Below are 20,793 nucleotides of genomic sequence, written 5' to 3'. Positions count from 1 at the left end.
TCACGCTGCTCTGCGAAAACGTAGCTATATTCGAGATCCCCCAAACGTAGGAGGAAGTGGAATGTTCATGACCAAGCAGAAAATGGTGATGGCGCGTACGCTCGGCGTGGCAGTCGTCGTCATGAGCCTGGCGTCCTGTGCAACCTATAAAGAAGAGTTCGCAGGGATCAACTCACGCCTCGACCAACTCGACACGAGGGTGCAGGGCGCAGCACAGAGCGCCGAGTCCGCCAACCAATCCGCACAGCAGGCCAACCAACGGCTGGATCAAATTGAAGGTCGCGTCCAGCAACTCGAAAGAGCACCACGCCGCACACCGCGCGGCTGATCGCTCCGTTCGATTCATGATGAATATCTGAATTCAGGATCCGGTGGCCTTGACCGGCCACTGGCTTCCTCCCCTCGATCAGTCTTCATTGCAAGGAACCGCCCCATCCGTACGCATACCTACCCTGTAATCCTCGCCGCCTTTGGCGTGTTGGCGTTCGCAAGCATCGACGAAGCCAGCGCCAAGGACGCCACCGTGCAACAAACGGCAAGCGCCGTCGATCAGCTTCCGCCCGACCAGAAGGTGTCCGACACGGTGATTGAACTCGCCGGCTGGGTTGTCGCAAGCAAGGACAACCAGGGCTATCCCTTCGCGATCATGGACAAGGCCGCTGCACAGATCCTGGTGTTCAGCGGTGACGGCCGACTGCGCGGCGCCACGCCCGGACTGTTTGGCTCGGCAACCGGCGATCACGTAGCTCCCGGCGTCGCCGGACTTGCGCTGCGCGAGATTCCGGGCCGCGACCGCACCACGCCTGCGGGTCGTTTCATCGGCGGCTTCGGCCCCTCGCTCGATGCGGGCCGCGTGCTGTGGGTGGACTACGATTCCGCAGTCTCCATCCATCCCACCGCTACCGGCGTACCTGCCGAGCGCCGCGCAGAGCGCCTCGCATCGCCAACGCCGGACGACAACCGTGTCACCCACGGCTGCATCAACATCGCGCCGGACTTCTACGAGCAGATCGTCAGTCCGACATTCGAGCGCGGCGGCCTGTTCTACATCCTGCCGGACAAGGACAGCCTGGAAGCGACCTTCCCGGAGTTCGCAAAGAGTCGCGCCGCCGGGACAGACAGCGAAGGCAAACACGCAGGGCGCTGAAGAAGGTGCCCTGCCTGCACATCCGCATCAGCAGCGGGAGGCTCCTTCTTTTGTAAGAGCGGCGTAAGCCGCGAAGCAAGCACCCCCTGCAGACCTACTAACTAATGCAACCGAATCAATCCACAGTCCTATCAACGAAACCGCGCGTATAAGGCAACACCTCCAAACTACGCCGATCCACTCGGGCCAACACTTCACCGAAGCCAAACGCAGGCTCCCAACCCAACGCCCACCGGATAGCGGCATTGTCGTAAACCCGATCAATGACCGAAGGCAGCGGCCAACCACGCCGCTCATGCTCGGCAACCAGCTCCGGGCAGCGCAGACGCAGCACTTCAACGGCATCACGCCCCAACTGCTCAAGGTCTTCGCGCCGGAACGGCGACCCCAATCCATGAGTCCCTTGATTGGGACTCAGTCGACATTGGCAGGCACTCTTTGGCATTCTGGTGCCGGGTTGATCGCTGGCATTTCATTCAAGCCTACGTCGCTTCGCGGCGCGACTTGGTTAAAGCGTTGGGGGCGCACATGAATATCTCTGTTCTCTTTGCGATTGCGCTGTTCCCGATCACGGCTGCCGCGGAGCTGCGATGCCCGGAGTTGCCGCCAGGTGCGCGAGTCCACTGGTCGGGCCACTATGGGCCGGGTGATGAGGTTGTGTGTCACGCCGTGGAGGCAGATGGCACTTCTGCATTCACGCTCTTTCGAGGCAACACGCCACCTCTGGTGGGCGTGGACCTGACCCGAGCGGAAGTCGGCATTGCCTTTGGGCAGCCCGTAAGGTGGTATGAGCAGGGTTCGGACCGTGACTACCAAGCAGAACTGTTCCTTGACGCAAACCCTCACAGCAGCATCCGAGTGTTCGTTCCAAAGAAGCCAGCCGGGACGTTCCTGGAGCGCGTCAAGCTTGTCGGCGCTCTCTCAAAATGGCCCAAAGCTACCCCCTAGATACTCATTTGAGCCGAAGTCGCTTTGCGGCCCGACCTGAGTGTCTGTTGCGAGCGGTTACTCCTGGCCGCAAGGCGTCATCTGACCCAAAGCAGACCTACGCTGTCTAGGAAGAACTTGGCGATTCACGTTGAGTCGCCAAGGCAGGGGTCAATCCAGCTACAGCTTTCCAGCTCTGGTCGCTTACTCGGCGCTTTCCTGCCGGAGCCGTAGTGCAGCGTCCTGCTGCAGCTGATCGTTATCATTGACGGTTTCGGTAGTACTACGGGCAGGGCGTAATGAAGAGCGTATTGGTGATATTGCTGGGAATGGGGGTGGTGATGGCGGCAGCTGCGCAACTCAACGGCCCGCAGCGCTTGCGGGCTGCCCGCCAGGAAACATTCGAGCGACTGCGGTTTCCGTCGCGCGATGGTGCTGCCTTCACCGGTGCTCAGGTACAGGTGGTGAAACAGGTGCACGGACGGTTCGATGGTATGCAACAACCGGGGCCGCGCTGGATGGCGCAGGCCTCAGACGATGCATTCTGGTACTGCGTGGGGCCAGGGCCAAGTTGGTATCTGGCCATTCCGATTTCAAGACGTAATGGCTTCCAATGGGATGTCGATTGGGTGGTGCGCCCGTTGGACGAAGGTCGCATGCGTGCAGCTCTGAGCGGCGACACCGAAGCTCTACGGTTGGCCTTTGGCGAGCAGGCTGCACGGGGATGAGGGGAATTGAGCACGACGCGTGTGCAGATATTTGTGTAGACGGAGTTTTGAATCGCTCCGGTTTGAAGCCGGGCATCATCCGGGGGCATGTCCGCTCCTGGCCCGCGACCGCCCGATCCGCTCGTGCGAAAAAGCGCCGCTTCTGGCAGAAATCCAGAAGCTGCTTCCCGACCACGTGATCGGTGAAACCGCGGATGTGGAGCCGAAGCCGGTAGAGAAGCTTCCGCAGTTTCCGCGCGGTATCTGGATGCGCTCCGGCAGCAGCCTGACCTGCGTCGTGGTTGTCCTGGACGAAACGGGCAAGCCGCAGGACGCCATCGTTTCCTATCCCTCCCGATTGGGGCTGACCGATCAGGAGAAGCAGATGATTCTTTCTGTTCAATGGACGCCGGCACAGCTTGGCGGGCAAGGGCGGCCCTCGCTTGTGTCCATGGACTTCGAGATCCGCTGACGCAAACTCAGTCGGTAACGACCTGCAGCTTCAACCTCGGCGCTGAAGCACAGGCCGCGCCATGCAACACGCAGGTTGCATGGCGCATAGGCAACGTATCCGTTGCCTGCTCAGGCCGCCTGCACGATATGCAGCGCCTTCGGGTTGCGCCACGTTGCCAGCAGCGTCGCTTCGCGTGCCTTGGCTTCGTGCAGGTGCGCTTCCTTGACGTGGCCGTAGCCGCGGATGTGCTCGGGGATGCTGGCGATATCCACCGCCAGTGCGAGACGACGCGCATCCAGGCCGCTGATCAGTTCCTGCAGGGTCTTCTCGTAGTCACTGATCAACTGACGCTCGCCGCGACGCTCCTCGGTGTAACCGAATACGTCGAAGCGGCCGCCGCGCAGGCCCTTGAACCTGGCCAGCAGGCCGAAGGCCTTGAACATCCACGGGCCGTATTCCTTCTTCTGCAGCTGGCCCTGTTCGTCGCGCTTGGCGAACAGTGGCGGGGCCAGATGGAAACGCACCTGGTAGTCGCCTTCGAACTTCTCTGCCACGCGCTTGGCGAAGTCGCCGCTGGTGTACAGGCGGGCCACTTCGTATTCGTCCTTGTAGGCCATCAGCTTGAAGAAGTAGCGCGCGGCGGCTTCGCTCAATGCGGTGCTGCCGGGGATTGCTTGTTGCTCGGCTTTGCGCACGGCATCGATCAGCGTGCGATAGCGATTGGCGTAAGCAGCGTCCTGGTAATCGGTGAGGAAGCTGCTGCGGCGGGCGATCAACTCATCCAGCGAACGCGATAGATGCGCATCGTCCAGCGATGCGAACGCGGCTTCACCGCTGGTCCGGCTGGCGGCGGGCAGGCCACGCACGTCCGGCTCGTTGCCCGGGTTGCGCGGTGCCGACGGTGCGCCGGCCTCGTTGCCTTCCCATTCGCCCGGCGGCAGTTCACGCAGCGCGGCCGGCTTGCGCTCGGCATCGGTCGGCGCGTTGCGGACCAGGCCAGCGGCCTGCTGCACGGCTTGCGGATCGATCGCGGCCAGGCGGCCCCAGGCGAATGCGGTCTGGTTCATGCTCACGGCGGCGCCGTTGAGCTCCACCGCGCGCATCAGCGATTCCAGTGACAGTGGCACCAGGCCCTGCTGCCAGGCGAAGCCGAGGATGAACAGGTTGGAGGCAATCGCGTCGCCGAGCAGGGCGGTGGCCAGCTGGGTGGCGTCGAGCAGGATCGGGTCGCGACCGCCGAGCGCCAGCTTCACCCCGGCAATGATGTCGGCGGCTGGGAACTGCATGTCCGGATGCGTGGTGAAGGTACCGGGCATCGCTTCGTAGGTGTTCAATACCACCTGCGAGCGCTCGCCGCGCACCTTGGACAGTGCCCAGTAGTCGTTGACCACCACCATGTCGCAGCCCAGCACCAGGTCGGCCTCACCGGCGGCGATGCGCACGGCGTGGATGTCGGCCGGGCGGTTGGCGATGCGGATATGGGTGGTGACCGCGCCGCCCTTCTGCGCGAGGCCGGTCTGGTCGAGCACGCTGGCGCCCTTGCCTTCGAGATGGCCGGCCATGCCGAGCAGTGCGCCGATGGTCACCACGCCGGTGCCACCGACGCCGGTGATCAGGATGTTCCAGGGCTGCGAGAAGTCAGTGCGGAAGGTGGGCGCCGGCAGGTTGTCGAACAGGCTGGCCGCGCTGCTCTTGCTGCCCTTGCGCAGCTGGCCGCCGTGCACGGTGACGAAGCTCGGGCAGAAGCCCGTCGTGCAGGTGAAATCCTTGTTGCAGTTGGACTGGTCGATGTCGCGCTTGCGCCCGAATTCGGTTTCCTTCGGCAGCACCGACACGCAGAAGCTCTTCTCGCCGCAGTCACCGCAGCCCTCGCAGACCAGCGAATTGATCATGGTGCGCTTGGCCGGGTCGACGATCTTGCCGCGCTTGCGGCGGCGGCGCTTCTCGGTGGCGCAGGTCTGTTCGTAGATCAGGATGCTGGTGCCCTTCACCGTGCGCAGCTGCTGCTGCACGGCGTCGAGCTCGGCGCGGTCGTGGTACTCCACATCGCTGGGGAATTCGTGGCGGCGCGACTTCCACTTCTGGATGTCGTCGGACAGCAGCACGATGGTGTGCACACCTTCCGAACGCATCTGGTGGGCGATCTGCGGCACGGTCAGGGTGCCGTCCACCGGCTGGCCGCCGGTCATCGCCACCGCATCGTTGTAGAGGATCTTGTAGGTGATGTTGACGCCAGCGGCGATGGCCTGGCGGATCGCCAGCGAGCCGCTGTGGAAATAGGTGCCGTCGCCGAGGTTCTGGAACACATGCTCGGTGTCGGTGAACGCGGCTTGGCCGGCCCAGGTGACACCTTCGCCGCCCATGTGGGTGAAGGTGTCGGTGTCGCGGTCCATCCACGTCACCATGTAGTGGCAGCCGATGCCGGCCAGTGCACGCGAGCCTTCCGGTACCTTGGTCGAGGTGTTGTGCGGGCAGCCGGAGCAGTAATGCGGCACGCGGGGGAACTGCGCGCGCGGCAAGGCCATCTCGGCTTCCTTGACGTCCATCCAGCGCAGGCGTTCTTCAATCGACTCGGTATTGAAGAACCGTTGGATGCGTCGGCCGATCACGCCGGCAATCGTCGCCGGGGTCAGCTCGCCGGTGGACGGCAGGATCCACTCGCCCTGTTCGTCGTACTTGCCGACGATGGACGGGCGCGCGCCCCAGTTGGCCGGCCAGTTGTAGAAGTATTCCTTCATCTGCCGCTCGATGAAGGCCTTCTTCTCCTCCACCACGACGATGTCTTGCAGGCCGCGGGAGAACTCACCGATGCCCTGCGGCTCCAGCGGCCAGGTCATGCCGACCTTGTAGACGCGGATGCCGATGTCGGCGCAGGCCTTCTCGTCCAGGCCCAGGTATTCCAGCGCCTGCAGTACGTCCAGGTAGCTCTTGCCGGTGGTGACGATGCCCAGCCGCGCCTGCGGCGAGTCCATCACCACCTTGTCGATGCCGTTGGCGCGGGCGAAGGCTTGCGCTGCCTTGACCGCATAACGGTGCAGGCGCATTTCCTGCTCCATCGGCGGGTCCGGCCAGCGGATGTTGAGGCCGGCGGCGGGCATGTCGAAATCTTCCGGCAGGATGATCTGGCGGGCGAACGGGTTGACGTCCACCGAGGCCGAGGACTCCACCGTCTCGGCAATCGTCTTGAAGCCGATCCAGCGACCGGTGTAGCGGCTCATCGCCCAGCCGACCAGGCCCATGTCGAGGATGTCCTGCACGCCGGCCGGGTTCAGTACCGGCATCATCGCGCTGACGAATTCCTCCTCACTGCCGTGGGGCAGGGTGGAGCTGCGGCAGGCGTGGTCGTCGGCGGCTAGCGCCAGCACGCCGCCATGCTTCGAGGCGCCGGCTGCGTTGGCGTGCTTGAACACGTCACCGCAGCGGTCCACGCCCGGGCCCTTGCCGTACCACATGCCGAACACGCCATCGACCTTGGCACCGGGGAACAGGTTGGTCTGCTGCGTACCCCAGACCATGGTCGCGCCCAGATCTTCGTTCAAGCCGGGCACGAACTTCACCTTGGCCGCTTCCAGGTGCTTGCGCGCGCGCCACAGCTCCAGGTCGAAGCCGCCCAGCGGCGAGCCGCGGTAACCACTGACGAAGCCGCCGGTATTCAGCCCGGCCGCGGCGTCGCGCTGCTGCTGCATCAAGGGCAGGCGTACCAAGGCCTGCACGCCGCTCAGGTAGATGCGGCCATCGGTGCGCGTGTATTTGTGATCCAGGGTGTAATCGGAGTCACGCACGCCGATCAGCGGATCGTTGGCGGAGGCAGGCGAGGTAAGTTCGGCGGTACTGGTCATGGCTGGCCCATTGCGGAAACGGCTGGCAGGTGCCGACCGACGGACCGGTGGCAGCCGCGGATTGTAGCAGCGGGGCTTTCATCACCCTGTAACCCGTCGCGCGTAGCGCCCGGAGCGGTTAGGATCGGGGTCAGGTGGGGGATAACTGTTTGATGGGGATTGCAGTCATGGGGGTTACAAAGCGCATGGTCGCTGGCGCGCTGCTGCTGGCGGGCTTGTTTGTTGCAAATGTTCAGGCACAGAGCCTGCCGAAGATCAACGAGTTCTATTTCGATGACGATGTGGCGGCCAAGCCGTTCCATGTCGTGCCGCCTGAACAGGCAGATGCGGTCGATCAGCTGATGAAGCTGCGCGAGCGCGGCCGCAAGGGCGTGGAAGCTACCGCGCAGTTGGCCAGCATCGCCTACCGCGATGGACGTGCCGAGCTGGGTGGCAAGCTGTATGACGAGGCCATGGGCGCCGTGGCGGACACCTCCGTGCAGGCACGCAGCCTGCGTTGGAACCACGGCTGGGATCTGTACCGCCGCGGCGATGCGCAGGACGCGCTGAACCTGTGGAGCAAGGCCGCCGAAAGCACCCGTGGCAACCCCTCGTGGCTGCCGACCACGCTGGCGTTGGTGCTATGGAAACTGGAGCGCAAGGACGAAGCCGTGGCCTGGTATGCGGCAGCCGTGCGCACCGAGCCGGGGCAATGGAGCGATACCGCGGCGTATGCGCAGCTGCTGCCGTCCTGGAATGACGCCGAACGGACGCAGCTGGCCCAGGTACAGCAGGCGTGGGCGGCCAATCCGCCGGCGTGGCCGTAATGCGGCACCCGTAAGAGGCCTCCGCGCCACTGCGGATGCCGTAACAGGAGACTTTGAGCCGGCGCTGATTCCCCCTGCGGGGCAGTCCGGCGCATGCTTGCACCATGGCATTCGACGCTTTCGCACTGATCCTGACCATGCTCGCGCTGGGCATGGTATTCGCACGCTTCCGGGTATTCCCGGACAACGCCGCCGACGTGCTCAACAAGGTGGTGCTGTACATCTGCCTGCCGGCAGCGGTGCTCACTTATGTACCGCGCCTGCAGCTGGATGCCTCGTTGATCGGCATCATGCTCACGCCGTGGCTGCTGATGCTGCTGACGCTGGCCCTGGTAAGCCTGGCCACGCGCGTATTCGGTTTCGAGCGGCAGGTGCATGCGGTGCTGCTGCTGTGCGTGGCGCTGTGCAACTCCAGCTTCATCGGCTATCCGATGGTGCGCGCGCTGCTGGGTGACCACGCCTTGCCGTATGCGGTGGTCTACGACCAGTTCGGTACCTTCGTGCTGCTGTCGACCTTCGGCCTGTATGTGCTGGCCCGCTACAGCGGCGATACCCCGCCCAGCACCAGCCAGATCCTGCTGCGCATCGCCAGGTTTCCGCCCTTGTGGGCACTGGTTTTTGCCCTGCTGGTGATGCCGGCGGCGCCGCCGGCCTGGATCGCGGGGGCACTGAAGAACGTATCCGACGCGATGCTGCCGCTGGTGATGCTGGCGGTGGGCCTGACCATCCAGCTGCGCTTGTCGCGCGCTGAACTGGCCCCCTTGGGCGTGGGCCTGCTGCTCAAGCTGGTCGTGCTGCCGGCCGTTGCGTTGCCGTTGTCCTGGGCGTTCGGCCTGCAAGGCGAAATGCTGCGGGTCAATGTGCTGGAAACCGCCATGCCGACGATGATCACCGCTGCCGCGCTGGCCATTTCACATCGGTTGGCGCCGCGTTTGGCGGCGGCGATGGTGGGATATGGCATTGTGCTGTCGTTGATCACGCTGCCGGCCTGGGTGTGGGTGTTGGACCGGATATCCTGATACAAGCTATTGAAGGGGGCATTGGCCTCGCCTATTTCCAGGAAGGAGTTGGCTGATGAAGAACACCACGATATCCGCTCTGTTGTTTGGAACACTGTTGTGGGCCCCGGATATGGTCAGGGCAACGGACGCCACCACACCCACGGTTGAATCGGATGCGGCCGATTTCCCCGCCGCGCTCCTGCGACGAGCGAACCACTTGGCAGCCACGGGGAAACCGCTGGAGTTGCTCATTGCTTCGCGGTTGGCTTTGCCAGCAGAGCTGTCGGCATTGGCACGCTCCCCAGCTGCGCCCACACAGAGCGATGCCTGGCTGGCCGAGGCTATCGCCCTCGGGAGCGACAAGCCGATGATTGCCCGTGCGGCGGCGAACCGTTGCATCGTTACTGGGCAGTGCGACATCCCGATCGCGATCAACACCTTGCAGACGCGGGAGGGCGACGAAGCGGTCGCCCAGCTATTGCTTTGGCGGATGGCAGTGGCACGGGAGGACGCAGGTGCTGCCGCGGCTGCTTGGGGGCGTGTCGTACAGTCGAGCCGCGTTGTGGACGAGTTTGCGGAAGTCGTAGGATTGCTGGACAGGATGACCGGTGGCATACAGCCACCGTTGGAGTTGGCGGAGCCAGGGAGGGATTCTGAAACTTTGCGTTTCACAGTGGTGTACAGCCTGGCGGCGTTCTGGATACCCTCGCTGGTACCTGTCCATAGAGAGTGTCCGGCAAAGAAGGGCACCGAACCGAAGCATGGCTGCGCGCAACTGGCCGCGTTGATGGCGGACAGCACTTCACCACTGATCAGTAGCGTGGGCATCAGCAAGATGGAAAGCTATGCGCAGGAAGAGGCGGAGCGGAAGCGCTGGCAGGAACGTAAACGCCAACTGGACTGGGTTATCGAGAACGCGATCGCATTGCAGGGGGAGGAGGCGACCCCAGCGCCGGTGGACCCACATGACTATCTGCGCTGGATAAGCGAAACCGGTGAGCTACCTGCTATGCGCCGATTGTTGGCTGCGCAGGGCGTGGCGGCCCAGCCGCCCGCGGACTGGCAGTCGTCCCGGCGGTGACTGAAGTAAGCACGATGTTCTGCGCACCCCGCCAACAAGTCGGCTCTGCAGGACATGCATCTCCGTAGCCGGGGCAAGCGTAGTGTCCACGGGAGCCGGTTGCGCGCCCGTGCTTCATGGCGTTGAAAGCACCCTGCGTACCGCTAGCGAACGGTGGTGTACTGTTTCTGTCGGCTGGATGGCTTGCTCTCGGCTGCGATTGCCCAAACTGCTGGAGTACAAGCGCTTCTTGCTTTGCTCGAAGGGTTCTGGGGACTTCAATCCGCCGGCACAGTGCGTTCGCGCGCCCAGTCGCGCAGTGACTGCACCTGTTCGGCCATCAGCACCGACAGCGGTCGCGTATTGCGGATCTCGGCCATCAGCAGCTCGGTGTCCAGCGGCTTCTGCTCGGCATGGGCGGCGTACAGTCCTGCGACTACCGCCTGCTCGATCTCGGCACCGGAGAAGCCGTCGCTGGCTGCGGCCAAGGCGGGCAGGGCGAACAGGTCCGGCTGCAGCTGGCGGTGTGCCAGATGCAGGTGCAGCAGTTCGACGCGGGTGTCGGGCGAGGGCAGGTCGACGAAGAAGATCTCGTCGAAGCGGCCCTTGCGCAGCAGCTCAGCCGGCAGCTCCTGCACCTGGTTGGCGGTGGCGACGATGAACACCGGCGCCTTGCGCTCGGCCATCCAGGTCAGCAGATAGCCAAGCACGCGGCGCGACACGCCGCCGTCTTCGCCACTGCTGGCTAGCCCCTTCTCAACCTCGTCTATCCACAGCACGCAGGGCGCCAGCTGCTCGGCCGAGGCCAGCGCGTCACGCAGGTTCTTCTCGGTCTCGCCGTGATACTTGTTGTACAGCGTGCCGAAATCCAGCCGCAGCAGCGGTACGCCGAAGCCGGCGGCGGTGGCCTTGGCCAGCATCGACTTGCCGCAGCCCTGCACGCCGAGCAGCAGCATGCCCTTGGGCGGGTCCAGCCCGGGCGGGGCGTTGCCGGAGACGAAGACCGCGCGGCGCTGCTCGATCCAGCGCTTGAGCCGGCGCGCGCCGGCCACGTCGCTGAAACGGGCAGAGTCGTATTCGTAATGCAGGTGGCCGCTGCGGTTGAGCAGCTCGAACTTGAGCTTGGCCAGCTGCGGCAGGTCATCGGCTTTCAGCGCGCCATCGGCGAAGATCAGCTGGCGGGCGATGCGGCGGGCGTCAGTCATGCTCAGCCCGCGCAGGTTGCGCAGGATCTGCTGCACCGCCTCCTGGTCCACCTCGACCCGTCGCCCGCCGTTCTCCTGGGCATAGCTGGCCGCTTCCTCGCGCAGCATCTTCAGCAGTGCGTTGGCATCGGGCAGGCGTGGGTTGAAGCGGGTCGCCAGCGCTTCCAGCTCGGCTGGCAGCTCGACCTTGGCGCCGACCAGCACCACTACATGGGGCTGGCTGTGGCGGCGCTGGATGATGTCGCGCAGCAGCCGTTGGTGGCTGGCGTAGCCCAGGTAGGGGTGGAAATCGAGCAGCAGGTAGATGCCGCGCTGGTCGGCCTCCTGGATCATGCGCAGGGCCGCGCTGGCATCAGGCGGGCCGACCGCCTCGTCCTCGCGGTCCATGTCGATGCGGCGCAGGCCCTCGGTGATCGACCAGCGGTACAGGGACCGCCACACGTGCATCAAGGCTTCGCGGAACAGGCCCACGATGCGGGTCTCGTCCTGCGTTTCGATGACGATCAGCGGCGTGTTGGCGCGGATCAGTGCGGTCAGGTCCTGCAGCTCGCTCATGGTGGTTCCAATGCCGGGGGCGACACGATAACAAAGCCGCAGGCCTTGCCGGGGCGGCGTCCTCACCGGATGACTACCTTTGGTAACGCAGGCCGGTGTACGCTGCGGGCAAGTCCCGCGAAAACGAGGCGTGCATGAAGACGATTCTGGTAGCCGGCTCCAAAGGCGGTGTCGGCAAGACCACCATCGCTACCCATCTGGCCGCACACTCGGCCTTGTCCGGCCAGGCAACGGTGATCGCCGATGCCGACCCGCAGGGTTCCAGCACCCGCTGGGCGCAACGCCGCTCCAGCCTGGAGAGCGCGGTGCTGCCGGTGGACGTGCACCGCAAGAAGAACTGGGAAAAGCTGATTCCCGATGGCGCCGAGCAGGTCATCATCGATGCCCCGGCCGGTGCCTATGGCGAGGATCTGGAACGCTTCATCGACATCGCCGATGCGGTGGTGGTGCCGGTGCTGCCCTCGGCGCTGGACATCGAGGCCATCGTCGGCTTCCTCAACAGCCTGTCCAGGATCAAGCGCATCCATTCGCGGGCGCTGCCGGTGGGCCTGGTGCTCAACCGCACCAAGCCGTGGACGCAGACCTCGCAACAGGCCCGGCAGATGCTGGCCGAATGGCCGTATGAGGTGGTCGCGCAGCTGCGCGACAGCCAGAGTTATGTGGTGATGGTCGGGCTTGGGCGCAGCCTGTTCGACTATCACTCTGCACAGGTACGCGAGCACCAGCAGGACTGGGAGCCGCTGCTCAAGTGGTTGAACAAGGTCTGATCAGGAGTATTAACCGACCATGCGTGAATTGATCCTGCTGCGACATGCCCATGCCGAACCGGCGGCCAATGGCCAAGCCGATCTCGACCGGCCCCTCTCACCGCATGGCCTGGCCGAGGCCGAGGCGGCCGGCCGTTGGTTACAGGAACACAAACTGGTGCCGGACCGGGTGCTGTGCTCGCCGGCGCGGCGCACCCGCGAAACCCTGGAAGCAGTGCTGGAGCGTACCGGCTACGTCGAACAGCGTCTGGAAGAGCGGATCTATGATGCCGTACCCGGCACCCTCGCGGCCCTGCTGGACGAACACAAGGAAGTCGAGCGCCTGCTGGTGGTCGGCCACAACCCGGGGCTGGAGCAGCTGGTGGCATTGATGCACAGCGGCCAGTCCGGCGATTACCGTGGCATGCCGCCGGCATCGGTGGCGGTGCTGTCACTGCCGATGGAGGCGGCGATAGAGCCTGGCATTGCCCGGCTGACTGAATTCTGGTGGCCCTGAGCCCATGGCGGTGGCGCGGTATGGGCTGCTGCTGATCCTGTTGATGCTCGCTGGCTCGGCCCTTGCGGCCGAGCCATTGCATTTCGACACGGCGCACTCCCGGTTTGGTTTTGAAATACGCACCCGCTTCGGGCAGAAGGTAGAGGGTGTCTTTCCGCGCTTCGAGGGCTGGATCACGGTGCTGCCCGATGGCCGCCACCAGGTGCGGCTGCGCATGTACAGCGAATATGTGGAGATCCCCGACAAGCCCCGCTATACCGGCTGGATGCGTGGCGAGGACTTCTTTGATGCGGCGCGCTACCCGGTGGTGGAGTTCGACTCCGATCCCTATGACCCGCGATTGACCGAAACCGGCGGCGACGTGCAGGGGCGCTTGTCGATCCGTGGCATCAGCCGGCCCGAAGTGATGCGCCTGGCAAAGCCTGAATGCGCGCGGCCCGGCTATGATTGCGACCTCGTCAGCCGCGGTACCATCCTGCGCGGCCGATATGGCATGGATAGCTGGCAGATGGCCCTGAGTGATCGAGTGATATTCGTACTGCGTACACGCCTGGTTGGCGCCCCCAAAAAGTGAAAGCTGTCCTTCGTATCCTGCCGGTGCTGGCGCTGCTGCTGGCCAGCGGTTGTGCTTCGCTGTCCAATCAGCAGCGTGAGCGTGCCGAAGGCATTGCCGTGGCCGCGCGTTCCACCGTGGTGGACTGCGACCAGCCCGACCGCTGTGCGCTGGATTCGCCCCTGCGTGCGCTTGGCGGCAAAGCCATCGCCGAATCGACGGTGGAGGCACCCCGCCACTACGCCACCATCCTCGATGAGGGCGAACTGTCGCTGATAGCGCGGCTGAACCTGATCCGCAGCGCCACCCGCAGCGTGGACCTGCAGACTTACATCTTCGACACCGACGACAGCGCACGGCTGGTGATCGACGAGCTGCTGGCCGCTGCCCGCCGTGGGGTCAAGGTACGGGTGCTGATCGACCAGCTTTCGGCGATCTCCGACCTGCAGATGCTCGGGGCCTTGTCCGGTGCGCACGCCAATTTCGAACTGCGCGTCTACAACCCGGCGTTCGGCAAGGCCAAGCTCAATTACTTCGACTATGCCGGCAGCGTGCTGTGCTGCTTCCGCCGCTTCAACCAGCGCATGCACAACAAACTGCTGGTGATCGACGATGTGATCGGTGTGGTCGGTGGCCGCAACTACCAGGACGACTATTACGACTGGGACAGCGAGTACAACTTCCGCGACCGCGACGTGGTGGTGGCCGGACCGGAGGCGCGCGAGATGGCGGCCAATTTCCAGGCCTTCTGGGTGGCGCGTCGCAGCGTCCCGGCCGAGCGCTTGAACGACGTCGGCAAGACCTTGTTGAACGAGGGCGTGCCAGCCTTGCCGGAGGCTGCATTCCGGCGCCCGGAACGGATTGCGCGGGTGAATGCCGAGGCATCGGACCCGGAGTTCATCGAACAGGCGTTTGTTGACACCGCGCTGCCGGTGAGTGCGGTCAGCTATGTCGCCGACCTGCCGCGCAAGCACCGTCGTGAACGAGAGGCACAGCCGCTCAATGGTCAGCATGTGACCGAGCCACGGCTGGACGCGTTGATCTCGCAGGCACAGACCGAGGTGTTGTTGCAGACGCCCTACCTGGTGCTGTCCAAGCCCGCGCAGGCGCTGTTCAAGAACCTGCGCAAGCGCGAAGCGCCGCCACGCATTGTGGTGTCGACCAACAGCCTGGCGGCCACCGACAACCCCATCGTCTATGCGCTGTCCTACAAGTACAAGCGCCGCAACATGCGCGAGCTGGGCTTCAACATCTACGAATACAAGCCGTTCCCGCTGGATGCGCCGATCGACTATGCGCAGCTGTTGCCGGCGCCGATGGACGGCGAGCCGCCTGCGCCGGCGCCAGCACGCAGTCGGGTGATCGGTGGCAGCGCGGCTGGCAGCAATGTGCGTGGTAGTGGCTCGGGGCGCCGGTTGAACGCCGGCGGCAGCGAGGTCGAGCGTGAGGTGCTGCGTACCGAAACCCGACCATCGTTCCTGGGCACGCGTGCGGTCAACCGGCCACTGCCGGTGACCCGCCGCGGTGCGCGCATGGGCTTGCACGCCAAGTCGCTGGTGGTGGACCGCCGCATCGGCGTGATCGGCACCCACAACTTCGATCCGCGCAGTGAGAACTACAACACCGAAGGCGCGGTGATCATCGAAGATTCGGCCTTTGCCGAGCAGCTGGCGCAGAGCATCCTGCGCGACGTGCATCCGGACAACTCCTGGGTGGTGGCGCCGCGCGAGAAGCCGCCGGTGCTGTCCGGCCTGAACTACAGCATTGGCAAGGCCTCCGAAGCCTTGCCGATCCTGGATTTCTGGCCCTGGCGCTATGCCACCGACTACGCCTTCAAGCCGGGCCCGGACTGCCCGCAGCCGCTGATCCGGCAGGACCCGCGTTTCCACAGCTGCTACACCGCGGTGGGCGACTTCCCGGAAGTGAATGTCGGCCCCAAGTGGGTGCTGGTGCGCATGCTGACCGCGTTCGGCGCGGGACTGGTCCCCATTCTCTGAGCCTTCCATTCCCCAACAGGTAGCTGCAATGAGCCAAGTATTCCGCGCGCCGGTTGACCTGACGCTGGTCAACGCGCTGAGCCGCAACACGTTGATTGATCACCTGGGCATCGTCTTCACTGCCGCCGGTGAAGATTGGCTGCAGGCAACGATGCCGGTGGATGCGCGCACCAAGCAGCCCTACGGCCTGCTGCATGGCGGTGCCTCGGTGGTGCTGGCGGAGACGCTGGGCAGCAGCGCCGGCAACCTCTGCGTGGACCCGACCCAGCAGGTATGTGTCGGCCTGGAGATCAATGCCAACCATTTGCGTGCTGCCCGCAGCGGCGTGGTCACCGGCACTGCGCGCGCGCTGCATGTTGGCCGCACAACCCAGGTGTGGGAGATCCGCATCGAGGACGGGGCCGGCAAGCCGGTGTGTATTTCGCGGCTGACGTTGGCGGTTGTGGCGGTTGGGTGAGTGGTTGGTGGTTGGGGCTTCAAGCGAAGAGCTTGAAAGCACCCCTCCCCAACCCTCCCCTTGCCTGCGGCAAAGGGAGGGGGCGCAGCGTTACCCCCTCCCTTTCGCGTAGCGAAGGGGAGGGCCGGGGAGGGGTAGCTCTTGCTGTTGCTTCCGCACCCGCACCCGCACCACAGCAACCTTCAGCTAAACCAGCACCGCCACCGGCAGATGCTCGCGCACCCATTCCTCCAATGCGGGGGCCGGCAAGGCCGGGGTGAAATGAAAACCCTGCGCGACCTCGTAACCCTGCGCCCCCAGCAGCTTCAGTTGCTCCAGGCTTTCGACACCTTCGGCCACCACCTTCAGCTGCAGGCTCTGGCCGATATGGGCGATGGCCTGGGTCAGCGCGCTGGCCACCTTGTCGCCCTCGATGCCGCGCACGAAGCTGCGGTCCAGCTTGAGCTCGCTGATCGGCAGCTGGCGCAGGTAGCTGAGGCTGGAATAGCCGGTGCCGAAGTCGTCCATCGACAGCCGCACGCCAAGTGCATGCACCTGTCGCAGTGTCTGCAGGGTGATCGGGTCACCATCAAGCAATACGTCCTCGGTGATCTCCAGGATCAGGTCGCTGGCATGCAGTGATTCCAGCTGCAGGATCTGGCTGATGCAGTCCGGCAAGGCCGCGCTGTGGAAATTGGTGGGCGACAGGTTCACCGACACCGACGGCACATCCAGGCCGTCCCGACGCCAGCGGCCCAGTTGCCGGCAGGCTTCGCGCAATGCCCATTGGCCGAGGTCGCCGATCAGCCCAGCCTCTTCGGCCAAGGGGATGAAGCGTATTGGCGGCACGCTGCCCAGGCGCGGATGCTGCCAGCGTGCCAGCGCCTCGACGCTGTGCAGCTGGCCGCTGTGGATTTCGATCTGCGGCTGGTAGTGCAGCTGCAGTTGGCCTTGTTCAAGCGCTTCGCGCAGGGCCGCTTCCAGCGCCATGCGCTCCTGCGCGCACTCGTCCATCTCGCTGCTGTAGAACCGCACCCGGTTGCGGCCGTTGTGTTTTGCCTGGTACATGGCGACATCGGCGTGGTGCAGCAGCGAATCCATGTTGTTGCCATCGTGCGGAAAGATGCTGATGCCGATGCTGGCCGAGGGCCGGATTTCCAGGTCGCCCAGCGCCAATGGCAGACCCAGCGTACGCAGGATGCGTTCGCTGCGCTCACTGGCCGTGGGTATGTCGCAGCGGTTGAGGATCACCACGAACTCGTCGCCAGAGAGCCGGCCGACGATGTCCATCGGTCCGGTTTCTTCCTGCAGGCGGCGTGCCACCGTACGCAGCAGTTCGTCGCCACCTGGATGTCCGAAGGAGTCGTTGATCTGCTTGAAGCGATCCAGATCGATGAACATCACCGCCATTGTCTGCCCGTGATGGCTGGCGGCGATGATGGCCTGGTCGGCCTGTGCATGCAGCAAGCTGCGGTTGGGCAGGCCGGTGAGATCGTCGTAGAACGCCAACCGGCGGATCCGGTTGCGCGCCTCCTCGCGCTCCAGTGCCAGCGCGCACAGGTGCACGATCACCTCGACCAGGCGATGGTGGAAGCTGTCAGGGTCGTGTGGTTGCCGGTAGTAGAAGGCGAAGGTGCCGAGCACGCGGCCATCGTTGGCCTTGATCGGGGTGGACCAGCAGGCCGCCAGGCCGTGTTGCAGGGCCAGGTGTCTAAAGCCTTCCCAGTTCGGGTCGGTGGCGATGTCGCGGCTGACCACGGTCTGGCCGCTGTGAGCGGCGGTGCCGCAGGCGCCGATCTTGGGGCCCACCGGCACGCCGTCCACCAGCCGGATGTAGGGCTCGGGCAGGCTGGGGGCGGCCAGGTGACGCAACCGCCCGTCTTCGACCCGCAGCACCGAGCACAGTACCTGCGGGGCGATCTTCTCCACCTCCAGGCACATCATCTGCATCACTTCGGCGGTGGGGACCTCGCGCACCATCGCATCGAGCATCTTGTGCTGCAGGACTTCGTGCACCTTGGTGCGGGTGATGTCCATCAGCACGATGACCAGGTTCACCAGGGTGCCGTAGTCATCGAAGATGGGATTGGTGCTGACCGAACACCACAGGGGCTGTCCGTTCTTGCGGTAAAGCCGCTCGTCGGCGCGGATTGGCTGTCCTGCCAGCAATCGCGCGGTATAGGCGCTCAACTGCTCGGGCGAAAAGCTGTCCAGTGCCAGCAGTGTCGGCACGTACTGTCCCATCGCCTCGGCATCAAGAAAGCCGAACAGGCGCCGGAAGCCCTTGTTCAGATGCACGATGCGGCCTTCGGCATCGGTGATCAGCACCGCGCTTTGGGTTTCATCGAAGCCCAGCGACAGCAGGCGCTCGCGTGCCTGTGCCTGGCGGCGCGCAGTGACGTCGCTGACCAGCACCATGCGGATGTTGCGCTCACCGTCGGCAACCTGCGACAGGGTGACGCTGATCCAGCAGGTGCTCTGGTCCTTGCGGATCATCTGGATGTCGTGCGGGTCGGCCACCAGCTCCTCCACACGGTTGCTGGTACCCGGATACAGGCGGGTGTTGTAGCGCTCGCGCATGCTGGCCGGGGCCAGTGTGCCCAGATTCTTGCCCTGCAGTTCAGCGCGTGACCAGCCGGAAATGTCTTCCATGGCATGGTTGACATACAGAATGGTGTTGGCGTCGTCGAACAGAATCACGCCATTGCCGATCTGCTCCAATGCCGCCGAGAACAAATGCAGCATGTCTTCTGTCGATGACAGCAGCTGCCGGTCCATCATGCCGTCCCCCTGAACGATAGTGTTGTTGTACACACTTCATGCCGGGAATGTTGCCGGCGTACCCTGAAAACCCGGGCCGACCGGTACTTCCTGTCGATAGTGTGGCACGGCGCACCCTTTGGCGGCGTCCGTGTGAATGCCAAGGGGGCATGGTCCCCGTGCTGGCGGAAGCTGGACCGCATCCGGTATCGTGCGCGGATGACTTCCCCCCGTCCCGCCCGCCAGGGCGGTGTGGCCCGCGTGTTCCGCTACTTGTACCGCGCCCCGCTGCTACTGGTTCACATTGTCCTGTTCCTGCCGCTGATCCTGCTGCTGATGACGCAGCCGTTGGGGCGTATCGGCCCCGCCAGCAACCCGCTGGAAGAGCGGGTGGTGCGCTGGTGGTCGGGGGGCCTGATGTGGATCTTCGGCTTCCGCCTGCAGCGGGTCGGCCAACCCCTGCCCGGTGCAGTGCTGTTCGTCGCCAACCATGTGGGTTGGGTCGATATCTGCGTGATCCACAGCCAGAAGATGGTCGGCTTCGTCGCCAAGCGCGAGATCGCCAGCTGGCCGGTGGTTGGCTGGGTCGCCAGCCGTGGCCACACCATCTTCCACCAGCGTGGCAACACCGAATCGCTGGGCGGGGTGATGGAGGAAATGGTCAAGCGGCTGCAGGAACAACGGCCGGTGGCGGTGTTCCCGGAAGGGCGCACCCGCGGCGGCCGCGAAGTCGGCCCGTTCCACGCACGTATCTTCCAGGCGGCGGTCGAGGCCGGGGTGCCGGTGCAGCCGATCGCACTGCGTTACGGCGTGCGCGGCGACGCGCAGACCACGGTGGCGTTCGGGCCGGGCGAGAGCTTCGCCGGCAACTTCCTGCGTCTGCTGGGTGAGCCGGCACGGCGTGGCGAGGTGCATTTCCTCGAGCCCATCGCCATCCAGGATCTGGAAGGCCGCCGGCGTATCGCCGAGACCTCGCGTGCGCGCATCGTGGCGGTGATGGAAGGACCGTAAGGTGTGGATCACGGCCAGCGCTGTGTTGGGCAGTCAACGCCAACCGGGTCGGTCATGCTGAGCGCCTGCAACTACCAGCCGCCGCGCTGGCTGCGTAATCCGCACCTGCAGTCGATGCTGGCATCGAGCCGGCTGCGGCTGCGACGTGGGCAACAGCTGTTGGCCGCCAGCGGGGCGCAGACCCAGGAACTGATCCTGGATGGTGGTGAAGGGGTGCGCCTGCAGGCCTGGCACAGTCGTCCCCAGGGCGCTCCGCCCAAGGCGCTGGCGTTGCTGCTGCATGGCTGGGAGGGCAGCGCGGAATCCAGCTACATGCGCATGACCACTGCACGCCTGCTGGAGCAGGGTTTTGACGTGGTGCGGTTGAACTTCCGCGACCACGGCAATACCCATCATCTCAATCCGGGCATCTTCCACTCCTGCCGCATCGGCGAAGTGGTCAACGCCGCCGCGGATGTCGCGCAGCGTTTTGCCGGCCTGCCGATGGTCGCCGCGGGCTATTCGCTGGGCGGCAACTTCGTGCTGCGGCTGGCCCTGCACGCGCCTGCCGCCGGCGTGCCGCTGCTGCACGTGGCATCGGTATGCCCGGTGCTGGATCCGGCCATCACCATGGACAGCATCGAGCGCGGACCGGTGATGTACGACTGGTATTTCCGCCGCAAATGGACCGGTTCGTTGCGCCGCAAGCGCGCGCTGTTCCCCGAGCTGGCCGACTGCGACGACAGCGTGTTGAAGCTGGATATCCGCGCACTGACCGGTTGGCTGGTCGACCGCCATACCGATTTCGGCTCGCTGCAGGAGTACTTCGACGGTTACTCCATTGCCGGCAACAAGCTGGCCGCGTTGCAGGTGCCGGCCCACATCCTGATGGCCGCCGACGACCCGGTGATCCCCTTCACCACCTTCGATCACTGGCAGCTGCCGGCCGATGCGCATCTGGAGATCGCGCGCTGGGGTGGCCACTGCGGCTTCATCGAGAACCTGCGTGGTGATGGTTTCTCCGAGCGCTGGGTGGCGCAGCATCTGGCCGCCGCCGTCGCCTGAACCCGGCGGGCGCGGCTGCGCCCGCTAC

General features: G+C 64.8%; 19 protein-coding genes. 15 read left to right on the top strand and 4 right to left on the bottom strand.

All coding sequences use genetic code 11. The features are described from left to right. Nucleotides 1–61: 61 nt before the first annotated feature. On the top strand, nucleotides 62–328 hold the full coding sequence (locus AC13FW_RS16210; RefSeq protein ID WP_296249044.1) for a hypothetical protein: 267 nt from the start codon (nucleotides 62–64) through the stop codon (nucleotides 326–328). 147 nt (nucleotides 329–475) lie between these two features. Next, complete coding sequence (locus AC13FW_RS16205; RefSeq protein ID WP_482989740.1) at nucleotides 476–1,147, top strand: hypothetical protein; 672 nt, start codon at nucleotides 476–478, stop codon at nucleotides 1,145–1,147. 115 nt (nucleotides 1,148–1,262) lie between these two features. On the opposite strand, the gene AC13FW_RS16200 is transcribed toward AC13FW_RS16205, so the two are convergent. After that, nucleotides 1,263–1,538 (bottom strand): hypothetical protein, encoded by a 276-nt coding sequence (locus AC13FW_RS16200; RefSeq protein WP_482989739.1) that lies wholly within the window; start codon nucleotides 1,536–1,538, stop codon nucleotides 1,263–1,265. Nucleotides 1,539–1,675: 137 nt separating this feature from the next. Here AC13FW_RS16200 and AC13FW_RS16195 point away from each other — a divergent pair, with 137 nt between their 5' ends. The 3 genes from AC13FW_RS16195 (at nucleotide 1,676) to AC13FW_RS16185 (ending at nucleotide 3,253) form a co-directional block, all read left to right on the top strand. Beyond that, nucleotides 1,676–2,095 carry a hypothetical protein gene (locus AC13FW_RS16195; RefSeq protein ID WP_482989738.1) on the top strand — a complete coding sequence of 140 codons (420 nt, stop codon included), beginning with the start codon at nucleotides 1,676–1,678 and terminating at the stop codon, nucleotides 2,093–2,095. Between the two features lie 278 nt (nucleotides 2,096–2,373). Beyond that, on the top strand, nucleotides 2,374–2,802 hold the full coding sequence (locus AC13FW_RS16190) for a hypothetical protein (protein WP_482989737.1): 429 nt from the start codon (nucleotides 2,374–2,376) through the stop codon (nucleotides 2,800–2,802). Nucleotides 2,803–2,821: 19 nt separating this feature from the next. Continuing rightward, nucleotides 2,822–3,253, top strand: a complete 432-nt coding sequence (locus AC13FW_RS16185) for a hypothetical protein (protein ID WP_482989736.1) — start codon at nucleotides 2,822–2,824, stop codon at nucleotides 3,251–3,253. 110 nt (nucleotides 3,254–3,363) lie between these two features. On the opposite strand, the gene AC13FW_RS16180 is transcribed toward AC13FW_RS16185, so the two are convergent. Beyond that, nucleotides 3,364–7,074 carry an indolepyruvate ferredoxin oxidoreductase family protein gene (locus AC13FW_RS16180; protein ID WP_482989735.1) on the bottom strand — a complete coding sequence of 1,237 codons (3,711 nt, stop codon included), beginning with the start codon at nucleotides 7,072–7,074 and terminating at the stop codon, nucleotides 3,364–3,366. Nucleotides 7,075–7,241: 167 nt separating this feature from the next. Between AC13FW_RS16180 and AC13FW_RS16175 the strand changes: the two genes are divergently transcribed. The 3 genes from AC13FW_RS16175 to AC13FW_RS16165 all read left to right on the top strand — a co-directional run bounded on the left by AC13FW_RS16175 (nucleotide 7,242) and on the right by AC13FW_RS16165 (nucleotide 9,962). Beyond that, nucleotides 7,242–7,880 (top strand): tetratricopeptide repeat protein, encoded by a 639-nt coding sequence (locus AC13FW_RS16175; RefSeq protein ID WP_482989734.1) that lies wholly within the window; start codon nucleotides 7,242–7,244, stop codon nucleotides 7,878–7,880. Nucleotides 7,881–7,984: 104 nt separating this feature from the next. Continuing rightward, nucleotides 7,985–8,899: an AEC family transporter gene (locus tag AC13FW_RS16170; RefSeq protein ID WP_482989733.1), complete on the top strand. Its 915-nt coding sequence runs from the start codon at nucleotides 7,985–7,987 to the stop codon at nucleotides 8,897–8,899. A 55-nt stretch (nucleotides 8,900–8,954) separates the two neighbouring features. Then, nucleotides 8,955–9,962: a hypothetical protein gene (locus tag AC13FW_RS16165; protein ID WP_482989732.1), complete on the top strand. Its 1,008-nt coding sequence runs from the start codon at nucleotides 8,955–8,957 to the stop codon at nucleotides 9,960–9,962. A gap of 257 nt (nucleotides 9,963–10,219) precedes the next feature. Here the strand turns inward: AC13FW_RS16165 and AC13FW_RS16160 are convergent, their stop codons facing one another. Further along, nucleotides 10,220–11,701 carry an AAA family ATPase gene (locus tag AC13FW_RS16160; RefSeq protein ID WP_482989731.1) on the bottom strand — a complete coding sequence of 494 codons (1,482 nt, stop codon included), beginning with the start codon at nucleotides 11,699–11,701 and terminating at the stop codon, nucleotides 10,220–10,222. Between the two features lie 134 nt (nucleotides 11,702–11,835). Between AC13FW_RS16160 and AC13FW_RS16155 the strand changes: the two genes are divergently transcribed. Genes AC13FW_RS16155 through AC13FW_RS16135 form a run of 5 tightly spaced genes read left to right on the top strand, consistent with a single transcriptional unit; the run spans nucleotide 11,836 to nucleotide 15,971 of the window. Beyond that, the gene (locus tag AC13FW_RS16155) at nucleotides 11,836–12,468 is read left to right on the top strand and encodes a ParA family protein (RefSeq protein ID WP_282269590.1); all 633 of its coding nucleotides are present in this window, start codon (nucleotides 11,836–11,838) and stop codon (nucleotides 12,466–12,468) included. 19 nt (nucleotides 12,469–12,487) lie between these two features. Then, entirely contained in the window at nucleotides 12,488–12,964 is a 477-nt protein-coding gene (locus tag AC13FW_RS16150) for a SixA phosphatase family protein (RefSeq protein ID WP_282269588.1), read from the top strand. Between the two features lie 4 nt (nucleotides 12,965–12,968). Continuing rightward, nucleotides 12,969–13,538, top strand: a complete 570-nt coding sequence (locus tag AC13FW_RS16145; RefSeq protein WP_282269586.1) for a YceI family protein — start codon at nucleotides 12,969–12,971, stop codon at nucleotides 13,536–13,538. After that, complete coding sequence (locus AC13FW_RS16140) at nucleotides 13,535–15,514, top strand: phospholipase D family protein (RefSeq protein WP_482989730.1); 1,980 nt, start codon at nucleotides 13,535–13,537, stop codon at nucleotides 15,512–15,514. The genes AC13FW_RS16145 and AC13FW_RS16140 overlap by 4 nt, the downstream gene beginning before the upstream one ends. Nucleotides 15,515–15,542: 28 nt before the next feature. Beyond that, complete coding sequence (locus tag AC13FW_RS16135; protein ID WP_482989729.1) at nucleotides 15,543–15,971, top strand: hotdog fold thioesterase; 429 nt, start codon at nucleotides 15,543–15,545, stop codon at nucleotides 15,969–15,971. A gap of 186 nt (nucleotides 15,972–16,157) precedes the next feature. Here AC13FW_RS16135 and AC13FW_RS16130 read toward each other — a convergent pair whose 3' ends face one another. Then, the gene (locus AC13FW_RS16130; RefSeq protein WP_482989728.1) at nucleotides 16,158–18,731 is read right to left on the bottom strand and encodes an EAL domain-containing protein; all 2,574 of its coding nucleotides are present in this window, start codon (nucleotides 18,729–18,731) and stop codon (nucleotides 16,158–16,160) included. A gap of 198 nt (nucleotides 18,732–18,929) precedes the next feature. Here AC13FW_RS16130 and AC13FW_RS16125 point away from each other — a divergent pair, with 198 nt between their 5' ends. Both AC13FW_RS16125 and AC13FW_RS16120 read left to right on the top strand, forming a co-directional pair. Continuing rightward, complete coding sequence (locus tag AC13FW_RS16125) at nucleotides 18,930–19,721, top strand: lysophospholipid acyltransferase family protein (protein WP_296252745.1); 792 nt, start codon at nucleotides 18,930–18,932, stop codon at nucleotides 19,719–19,721. 57 nt (nucleotides 19,722–19,778) lie between these two features. Then, nucleotides 19,779–20,765: a YheT family hydrolase gene (locus AC13FW_RS16120; protein ID WP_481615515.1), complete on the top strand. Its 987-nt coding sequence runs from the start codon at nucleotides 19,779–19,781 to the stop codon at nucleotides 20,763–20,765. Nucleotides 20,766–20,793 lie beyond the last annotated feature (28 nt).

Source organism: Stenotrophomonas sp. 21LCFQ19, assembly GCF_056861425.1.
This window is presented reverse-complemented; position numbering and strand designations above follow the sequence as displayed.